The following is a 2,044-nucleotide window of genomic DNA, read 5'->3' as shown; positions in this document are numbered from 1 at the left end:
AGTTATGGACCGACTGGGCACTCCAACTGATAGCGCTCAAACCCCATAAACATCGCTATTTTCAGCGTGGTCTCTATGCTCTATCCCTGATGCAGCAAGCTCTTTAGGTACGTTGTCACCCGTTAAGTGGACCCAGAAACCAGGCGGCGACGGCTAAAGGGATGAGGTAAAAAATGGAGAGGGCCACATCTAGCCACACTAGAATGTCGATGGCTCCAATCAGGATAGTGAGGCCGAGGCTTAAACTGACTAGGGTTACCTTCGACTGGCCTTCTAAAAAATTGATAATAGAGCGTTTCATCTATCTGTAAGTGAGGTTGGTGTGTTGCAAGTATGCTCAGACGATTTTTGGCCTCTAAAACAGCTTGTTACCCACTGACGTGAATTCGGGGTCGCTGCAGTGGGTCTGGCTCAGCTTTGCGCAACACCTCACGGGTGACCAGTGGCACGTCTCCTTCACCAAATAGGGTAAAACGCAGCAAATACCGCACTGGATTCCCCTCAACCCACTCGAAGTAAACGTGGGGTAAGGTGCCGGTCTGGTCGCGCAGGTAGAGGAGTAAAGCGGCGATCGCATTGGGCACTGCCGAACTTTTTACCCGCAGAATTCGATATCCTCCCACCTCCATCCCTTTGACCCGAATCATGTCGATAAACACCGAGGCGTCAAAGACCTGCACCTCCAGAAAGATCATCGGTTGAGAGCTGGGCAGGTGGCTGTCCGCCCGCACCTCTTGCTCCTTGAGCCGATATTCCAGGGCGTCTGCTCCCTTTTCTCGGCGATGGGCAATCAGCCGGATGGGCTGCCCCTTGAGCTGGTCAATAAACTGCCGCGCTGTGTCATCCAGTTCTACCCCGGTGACGCGCAGCTCGGTAGAGCGAAACACCCGCGAAATCAGGGATGTAACCACGATCGCGGTAATAAACAACGCCGCAATGCGAATACCGTCGGGGCGCTCAATCACATTGGCAATGGTGGTGTAGAAAAAGACCAGGGCAATGACACCAAAGCCCAGTGCCCCCCGTATCGATCCACGATGGTAGGCCGCCAGGGTCACCGCCACCGCTGCCGAACTCATCAGCACCAGGACTCCGGTGGCATAGGCCCCACCCTGGGCTTCGACACTGGCATCAAACACCAGGGTGACGACGAAGGCGATCGCGGTAAACACCAGCACCAGGGGCCGCACCGCCCCCGCCCATTCGGGCGCCATGCCGTAGCGGGGCAGGTAGCGCGGCACCAAATTCAGCAACCCCGCCATGGCGGACGCGCCCGCAAACCAGAGAATCGCGATCGTACTCAGGTCGTACAGGGTGCCGAAGCCGCTGCCCAAGTGCTGGTGAGCCAAATAGGCCAGGGCTCGTCCGTTCGCCTGTCCCCCCGCCTGGAATGCCGCCGCCGGAATTAAGACCGTGGTGATCACGCTGCTGGTCAGCAGAAAGAAACTCATGATCACGGCTGCCGTCGTCAGCAGCCGATGGGTATTGCGAATGCGTCCCGTAGGTTGCTTTTCAGTATCATCGGGGCTGCCCTGCACCAACGGCATCACCGCTACCCCCGTTTCAAACCCCGAGAGGCCCAGAGCCAGCTTAGGAAATAGCAGAATCGATAGGCCGATCATCCGCCAGGGACTGCCCTGGGTCGTCGTCAGCGCCGTTTGCCAGTTACCCAACAGCGTCGGCTGTTGGATCACCTGATAGCCTCCCACTCCAATCACCACCAGATTGAGGGTGAGATAGAGGGCCACTAGGGCCACAGCCAGCCCGATCGCTTCCTGAAACCCCTTCAGAAACACCGCGCCCAACAGCGCAATTAAGATCAGCGTCAGCGGCACGGCCTGACCTCGCAAAAACCCTGAAAACAGGGGGTTTTCCACCAGGTGAGCCGTAGCGTCGGCGGCGGATAGGGTAATGGTGCTTAACGGGTGACAAGGGTACTCAACGTCATGCGGTACAGGGCTTTGAGACAATAAAGGGGACAAAAAATAGGGAGCCTCAGTGCAGCTCCCCTAAACCAATATGTTTCCTGCATCCTACCAAACCA

At 56.8% G+C, this 2,044-nt stretch carries 2 protein-coding genes; both read right to left on the bottom strand.

Annotated features, from left to right (window positions below; all coding sequences use genetic code 11):
• Nucleotides 1–115: 115 nt before the first annotated feature.
• Nucleotides 116–301 (bottom strand): hypothetical protein, encoded by a 186-nt coding sequence (locus tag IQ254_RS30915; protein WP_193969964.1) that lies wholly within the window; start codon nucleotides 299–301, stop codon nucleotides 116–118.
• A gap of 67 nt (nucleotides 302–368) precedes the next feature.
• Nucleotides 369–1,970, bottom strand: a complete 1,602-nt coding sequence (locus IQ254_RS30910) for an amino acid transporter (protein ID WP_193969963.1) — start codon at nucleotides 1,968–1,970, stop codon at nucleotides 369–371.
• Nucleotides 1,971–2,044 lie beyond the last annotated feature (74 nt).

Source organism: Nodosilinea sp. LEGE 07088 (assembly GCF_015207395.1).
Taxonomy (GTDB): domain Bacteria; phylum Cyanobacteriota; class Cyanobacteriia; order Phormidesmidales; family Phormidesmidaceae; genus Nodosilinea.
Note: the sequence above shows the minus strand (reverse complement) of the source record. Positions and strands in the feature narration are given on the sequence as shown.

Coding starts and splice junctions, on each gene's coding strand:
- IQ254_RS30915 (WP_193969964.1), bottom strand. CDS start 301: ATGAAACGCTCTATTATCAATTTTTTAGAAGGCCAGTCGAAGGTAACC.